The 7,259-nt window shown below is 44.3% G+C and carries 6 protein-coding genes; all 6 read left to right on the plus strand.

The annotated features are described in order from the left end of the window. The first annotated feature begins 48 nt into the window (after positions 1-48). The 6 genes from nth to L5M71_RS17190 all read left to right on the plus strand — a co-directional run bounded on the left by nth (position 49) and on the right by L5M71_RS17190 (position 6,857). The gene (nth, locus tag L5M71_RS17165; protein ID WP_219233611.1) at positions 49-684 is read left to right on the plus strand and encodes an endonuclease III; all 636 of its coding nucleotides are present in this window, start codon (positions 49-51) and stop codon (positions 682-684) included. Between the two features lie 326 nt (positions 685-1,010). After that, positions 1,011-2,120, plus strand: coding sequence for a tyrosine-type recombinase/integrase (locus L5M71_RS17170; protein WP_263203803.1), 1,110 nt, complete (start codon positions 1,011-1,013; stop codon positions 2,118-2,120). Beyond that, on the plus strand, positions 2,117-3,763 hold the full coding sequence (locus tag L5M71_RS17175; protein WP_263209900.1) for a hypothetical protein: 1,647 nt from the start codon (positions 2,117-2,119) through the stop codon (positions 3,761-3,763). The genes L5M71_RS17170 and L5M71_RS17175 overlap by 4 nt, the downstream gene beginning before the upstream one ends. Next, the gene (locus tag L5M71_RS17180; RefSeq protein WP_263203806.1) at positions 3,760-6,084 is read left to right on the plus strand and encodes a hypothetical protein; all 2,325 of its coding nucleotides are present in this window, start codon (positions 3,760-3,762) and stop codon (positions 6,082-6,084) included. The genes L5M71_RS17175 and L5M71_RS17180 overlap by 4 nt, the downstream gene beginning before the upstream one ends. A 9-nt stretch (positions 6,085-6,093) precedes the next feature. Beyond that, positions 6,094-6,516 (plus strand): hypothetical protein, encoded by a 423-nt coding sequence (locus L5M71_RS17185; RefSeq protein ID WP_263203807.1) that lies wholly within the window; start codon positions 6,094-6,096, stop codon positions 6,514-6,516. A gap of 62 nt (positions 6,517-6,578) precedes the next feature. Continuing rightward, positions 6,579-6,857, plus strand: a complete 279-nt coding sequence (locus tag L5M71_RS17190; RefSeq protein WP_263171474.1) for a hypothetical protein — start codon at positions 6,579-6,581, stop codon at positions 6,855-6,857. The last annotated feature ends 402 nt before the right edge of the window (positions 6,858-7,259 follow it).

A 7,259-nucleotide genomic window follows, 5' to 3' on the forward strand; every position in this document is an offset into this window, starting at 1 on the left:
ATAATGAACGGTTGAGAGTTGACACCCACCACAGCGCAGGAATCGTACATGAATCAAGAAAAACGTATCCAGATCCTCACTCGTCTTCGCGATAACAATCCCAAACCTGAAACCGAACTCAATTTCTCAAGTCCCTTCGAACTGCTAGTGGCAGTGACGTTATCGGCACAAGCAACAGATGTGAGTGTCAACAAGGCAACGGATAAACTCTTTCCTGTGGCAAACACGGCCCACAGCATTTATGCCCTTGGCGTAGAAGGTTTAAAGCAATACATAAAAACCATAGGCTTATATAACAACAAAGCCATCAATGTGATCAAAGCCTGTGAGATCTTGATTGAAAAGTACAATGGCGAAGTACCAGAAAACCGCGAAGCCCTAGAGTCTCTGCCCGGCGTTGGCCGCAAGACGGCTAACGTGGTACTAAACACTGCGTTTGGTTGGCCAACCATAGCCGTCGACACCCATATTTTCCGCCTCGCCAATCGCACTAAATTCGCGCCCGGCAAGAACGTAGTCGAAGTGGAAGAGAAAATGCTAAAAGTCGTGCCGGCAGAATTTAAAGTCGATGTGCACCACTGGTTTATCCTGCATGGCCGCTACACTTGCCTTGCGCGCAAACCCCGCTGTGGCAGCTGTATCATTGAAGACTTGTGTGAGTACTCTCCACCAAAAATAAAGTAAAGAATCAGATTTAGTTTGTATCACATATTCCTTAGATAATCTGTTTTTTATCTTTACAAAACCACAAAGACCCATCATAGTATATTTATGTATAATCGACATTAAATTATGTAATGAATAATTTAAAGGATAATGTTCAGGTTAGGATATATAAGGATATAAAAGGCGCTTCGTTTCCAGTCGTGGTTAGGAACGGCTGCCTCCCATGCTGCTTGTACCTGAATGCTTACCTAAACGACAATCATAACTCCCCACTTTCCAAAACGAGATCACGCACCTCAAAACAGTCACTTTCATTCTACACCCGAAAGAAATATGCCTATGAGTTGAAGTTTTTATATTCCTTCTTCATGGAGAACGGTATTGACCTTGTTGGGCGTGTAGCATGTGGATCGTTTTTATCGATCGAGGAAATTGATGACTACATTCGTGCTGGTAAATTCTATTTGGACACAAAAGACGATAACAAAGACAGCACGGTAGTCAGCCTGACTGATAAAAGGATCAGAGATGCGATACATGCGACATCCAACAGTCAGCCAGAAGTGTCAGCGCATACGTTTAATCAACGCCTCAATCGCCTGAAAGCCTACATTGAATTCCTATATGTGTGCCATCACTACGATAGAGCTGAAACTGATCAGCAAATCAGTACGGATGCTCAATTTAATAAATTTAAACTCTACATAAGCTCGGTGATATCTCACTCTAGAAAAGACAACACAGTTGTTAAAGATCCCTTTGAATCCGTGATTTCAGCGAATAAGTTCTTTGATTTATTAGAAATTATTAAAGAGCGCTCGCCAAATAACCCATTCAAGTCGAGCAAGCTTCGAAATCAAATCATCGCCCAAATATTGATTGATACTGGCGTTCGTGTGGGTGCTGTATTGAAATTGAAGGTGAGTGATTTAGTGGATGATTGGGGCACCCCTAGATTCCGACTGACCCGAACACCTAATGACCCTACGGACACAAGGCGGCTTCCCGCCGCGAACAAAACAAAAGCACTCTCAGTTTCTATCTCTCGCGACTTGATAAAGCTCATTAAGCTCTACATTGAAACCGTGCGTAATAGTACCCCAAACGCTCATGAGCATGATTTTGTGTTCATCTCGGAAAAAGGGAAAACCATCGGAAAGCCTATATCTTACAACGCCATTCACAAGGTCATTAAGACCTTTGGGGATGCCACTGAGATAGCACTGCACCCCCATTTACTTCGTCATAAATGGAATGAAATCTTTGAAGATAAAGCAAAAGAGAAAGGATTTTCGGCAGATAAAATTGAAGACCTTCGTAAATATGCGATGGGTTGGGTGGAAGATTCAAAAATGGCCTCCGTCTACAACGAATTCCAATTAGCCGTGACGGTGGCGGAAATCTCATCGAAAAACCTGAGACGATCCGTGCCCAACCTGAGAGGTGACCAATGAACAGCCTTGAATTAAATGATTTAATTAATCGTTTTGAAGGAACAAGTACCTTTCAGTCAAAAATTGAGGGCTATGATTTCGACCTCTTTTCAGATGAGTGGGTGCTCGGTTACAAGAAAACCCTTTACCTTGGCTGGATGCACACGTTAGACAGCGACGTTTTTCTCGACTTGCGATTGGCTATCGCTCACGCAGCTAAACATTATGCTTATACAAGTCTAAATGGTTTTGTCAGCATCTTAAAAACGCTTTGCCAGTATATAGAGCCAGCGACCTTTGAAGCGTGGTGGCTAACACTGACGGACTATAAAAGGAGTACAAGAGATGCGCTATACGCATTTTGTCAGAGAAGCCATGAGTACCGTAGCCCTATCCTGACTCCACTCTATAACCTCGTTAAGGAAGAAAACCTAGGGAGAACCAATTTTCATAAAGGCATCCTTGATGAAAAAATAGGTGCGTACAGTGAAATCGAGCGTGACAACCTTCTAGAAGCCCTTAGAATCGAAACGCTCCATGCTCTCGATAATGAGTTCATCACCACACACCCTTTTATCCGCCTGAGAAATGTTCTGGCTTGTCAGTTGATTGTCGCCATAGTAAGAAGACCTACACAATTAGTTCAACTCAAATGGTGTGACCTCTTGCGAGTGGGTCAGGCGTTTACCTCACACAAGGAGCATAACCGTGATTGGCAGCCTCTGACACAGCATCACTTTTCTGATGTGGAGCAATTGCACTTGCGAACCTTTAAAGGAAAAGACGGAGGATTTAGATGCAATGCCGAATCACGCTCACATCGACTCGCTCCAAACCTGTCTGAATTGCTACTCCAATATTACCAAGCGTATGAAAACTATCTATGTACCTGCTTAAGCCAGTGCAACATTACGCTTTCCGAGAGTGACACCAAAGCACTAATGCAACGACTGCCACTGCTTCCAGACCAAAGTTTATTTTCAGCAAAATTCGAGTCGAAAGCGAGCCTCTTTCGCTCAGTGAGCGATACATCCGAGGCGTTTCATCTATCTTCTGTGAATCTTCTAAGTAATATTGATTACCTCTTCAATCAAAAGCTCGACATTAAAAGTGACCGCATCGCCCATCAGCCCCTTGCCTTTAAAAATAATCGCTGGCGTCACACCCAGTTAACCCTTGCTGCTTGGATGGGATTAAGCCCCGCACAGGTTGCCGCCATTACCGGTGTCACCGTGCAGTCCATCCAATCCTATCTTGATTTAAAAGCGCCGGAACGGGTCAAAATTGACCAAGCCTTTGCGGGGAACAGTGTTATACAGCGCTTTGATAGCATCTCTTCGAAAGAGTTACAGCAACACCCTGATTTTGTGGTTAAAAGTCCTTTTGATGAGGAAATGGGGCACAAACTGAACCCCGCCAATTGCGCCAGTTGTCAGTCAAAAGGGGCCGCCCCGATGGGGTGCTATCCCTGTGATAACTTTCGACCTCTAGAAACCGCCAACCATCAGCCGTATTTGGATAAAGCCGAGCGTAAACTGGCGATTAACAGTCAATCAGCGCATCCCGCCACGCTCAAACGGCTGCAAACCATCATCACCTATATCCGAGTGACGATTGCGCTGTGTGAAGAGCGAAAAAACCTGAAAGTAGGTGCGCAGATATGAGCACGATAAATCGCTACATTGATAATCAACGTGCTTATGCAGCCAAAAAGAAAACGCAGCCACTAATGGGCTTTACTAACGCTCAGGGGGAGCCTGCTTCATGGTATGACATGGCGATGACATTCACCGACAGCGACAGTAAAACCATAAACATTCTCTTTTGTAATCTGGATAAACACAAACCAAAAATAGGCACACTCTTCACAGAAGATGATCGATTAGCGCCTGAAACACACGATTTATTGTTTGCCTATACGCTTGATGTATTAAAGGAAAACGTAGGCACACATCACAAGCGACAAAAAATCACAACTGCAAGACGCTTCCTTTGCCACTTAGGTGAGAATGTCGCCTCTGCCTCCCTTGATAAAATTCAACACGCCATCGACTCGCTGACATACTCAGGCTACCTAACGGGATTCATCAACTGGCTACACCATCATAAAATGCTGCCCCAAAGCTGCCTGCCCTACATAAACAACACCCAAGATACAATACGAAAGAAAAGTGGTGATGAAGCACTGGCGGCGGAGAAAAGCAAACTGCCTTCGGAAAAAGCGCTGTTGGCGCTCGGCGCTATCTTTCATGATGTCATCCCCCCCTATATGGATGATGACCAAAATGATATTGATGCTTGGCAACCGCTTATCGCTTCGACTCAAACGCTGCGAGACAGCTTTATTTGTACCATGGCAGCGCTAGGCATGGCGTCACCCAATCGGATCGGCGCAGAGCAACCGCTTTTAACCGTGCAGAGAATAAAGCCACATACAGAAGTTGTCGATGGACAAGAAAAAACGGTGCATTATCTCAACTGGCGGGGCTCAAAGGGGTACAAGGACAATCAAAATCACATCAATGCCGAAATGGTTGAGAGTCTAGACCGGGCCTTGCACTTCACCATCCTAGCGACGGAGCCTGCCAGAGCGCTAGCTCGGTTCTATCGACAGCCAAATCGCCCACTGAAAGAAGTGCTGGGTGACGTTAAGCCTAGCGATGAGAACATCGCCCTGCTAAAGCCATCCATGAACAAACCCACCCAACTATTGCATCTTGGCTTGCTGCTGGGCTTTTTTGACGGCAGTGACAAATGCGTGCGAGTTTCACCCGACACAAAAGGGGCAACCGACAAAACAGGTATACAAAATCCACATCAAACGAAGTTCATCAAACCCATCGCCCAACTTGAGCCGTTCGACACACTAGTGTTTAAGTCTCACTGCCCTTACGCTCGGGCGCTTACAGGATCTTGCTTCACATCACAATCTCAATACCAAAAATATACCGCAGGTCAACAAGCGCTTACCGTGGCAACCTTTCAAAATCACACCATCGAGATAAATCAATCTCAACTGAGCGGCTATAATTATTATCAAACGAAGTCTGTCGATGTTGAATACGCCTTGTTTATGTATACAGAAAAGCAAATGGGCGGCAGGTTAACGCACCCTTTTCTTTTGGTTCCGATAGGTACGCTCGCTAAGTTCTTTGCTGATGAAATAATTAAACGCCTAAAAAACAGACTGACTATTTTTGAGCGACATGGCTTTGCCTCCGACTTCACGCTCAAGCCGCACCAACTGCGCCATTGGCAAAATGATTATCTTGCGAAAAAAGGGTTGCCTCATCACCTCATTACCCTGCTGTCAGGTCGACAGAGCGCAGAGCAGACCCTGACGTATATCCACACCTCGGACGCCGAGAACGCCTCGGTGATTGGGGATATCTCTTACTCTAATGAGCTAGAAAGCTACATTCAAGAGAAGGTAAGCCTTCGTATTAGAACCATGAACCAATACAATGATGCAATCGATAATGAAACGCCGACTTTTGCTCATGAAACAGGGTTTTGCACTCAGAACCTAGCCCTATCACCTTGTACTTACATGTCGGAGTTTGAAACACAATGTACGCTGTGTTCATCGTCTTGCCATATCGCTCATGATAGTGAGGCAATCGCCTTGCTTATGAAGGATCTAGAAGTACAGACGCATAACTTGGAAAGGGTTCAGGAAGCCATTAACTTTGTCACCAGTCAAAGCATGCAGATGTGGTACAAAACCCATTATCGCAACACGTGCATGCTAAAGCACCTCATTGAAGTGCTATCCGATAACACCATCGAAAAAGGCAGTATGGTGCGTTTGCTCACTCGTTCAAACAGCATAAGAATCACTAACTTAGAGACAAAAACCGTGGGAGAACACAAGTTGGCGCTGCCTGATGTCGAGCATGCCATTCAAGCCGCGCTTGAGTCCAAAAACGCTAAAAGCAAAGATGAAGCCACGAATAATTTCTTAGGCTTTCTAGGTTCACTCTAGGGAGGTGATATGGCACTTAAATCACTCGAAACTGAACAGCAAATTTCCATACAGGCACTCATTCGAAGCTGGGAAGGTAAATTAACCTGGGACTTTTTAGTCACAAAAATTGAATCCAGTTTAGGTATTGCCACCACGAGACAAACGCTCGACAAGTACGCTAATATCAAGCACGAATACAAGCAAAAAAAGCAAGGTTTAAGGGGTAAGCCTGTTTCGCCTGATAATAAGGAACTGATTTCTTATTTACAGAAAGACGTGGAATTAGCGCAGAAGGTGATCCAACTCGAAGCACAGCTTGCGGTAGCAAGCTCAGAGATTGGCAAACTTCAAGCTTTCATTCAAAAGTTATCCAGCATTGGCAAAACCAACCCAAGTGTCATGGATGTGTTTCAAAAGACCTTACGAGACGTTGAAAGTAGCAATAAGTAAACATCACACGTAGTTTTTAAATGTTTGTACATTTTATTGAATTTTAGTTGGATGAGTGGTCTATGAGTCAATTTGAAATTGATAAAATTAGAAGTTGGACTAACGAAGAGATTAGCTCCCCTTACTTGTTAATTTCCCAGGAAGATTGCACCTTACACTTAGGTTACTATGCTGGAATGGGAACCGCTGATAGCACGCCAATAGAACAATTGCCTCCAATTTATAAGGAAATCATTGGTGCATGGTTAGAATCTGGAGTGTTAAGGCAAGCAGGTGAATCGTTTCCGCTTTACCCAGGAAGTCACTTGTTCAAAAGACTGATCCTAGATTGTTCGTATTGAGTCAATTTTTATCTAAGACCACTGCACACGCCAGATTAAAGGCAGAGGGTGACTAAAGAAAAAAAGAAAAAGCCCCCAAACCTGGGTAATCCTCCCTGAAGCCACACAAGTACAAAAAGCGACTGAAATAAGCAAACAGGGCTCGCTCGAAAGTTTACTTGACCATATATGGACGCCTCAGCTTTTACAACACTTTTGAATGATTGGTTCACTACCATATATTCGGCGTCTAAATAGGCTTTTTACCCGCGCCATGATGTAAATCCGAAACCTATTACCTTATCACTACATCGGCATTTAATGCCTTGGTCAAGTCAGGCTCTAATAGGTACGGTTGACCGTTTATTCATCAGTGCATGTAAACTTTTACGTGATGCTTAACGTCTTACGCAAACGCTTTAT

The organism is Shewanella sp. SW1 (assembly GCF_025653545.1).
GTDB lineage: Bacteria > Pseudomonadota > Gammaproteobacteria > Enterobacterales > Shewanellaceae > Shewanella > Shewanella oncorhynchi.

Coding starts and splice junctions, on each gene's coding strand:
- nth (WP_219233611.1), top strand. CDS start 49: ATGAATCAAGAAAAACGTATCCAGATCCTCACTCGTCTTCGCGATAAC.
- L5M71_RS17175 (WP_263209900.1), top strand. CDS start 2,117: ATGAACAGCCTTGAATTAAATGATTTAATTAATCGTTTTGAAGGAACA.
- L5M71_RS17180 (WP_263203806.1), top strand. CDS start 3,760: ATGAGCACGATAAATCGCTACATTGATAATCAACGTGCTTATGCAGCC.
- L5M71_RS17185 (WP_263203807.1), top strand. CDS start 6,094: ATGGCACTTAAATCACTCGAAACTGAACAGCAAATTTCCATACAGGCA.
- L5M71_RS17190 (WP_263171474.1), top strand. CDS start 6,579: ATGAGTCAATTTGAAATTGATAAAATTAGAAGTTGGACTAACGAAGAG.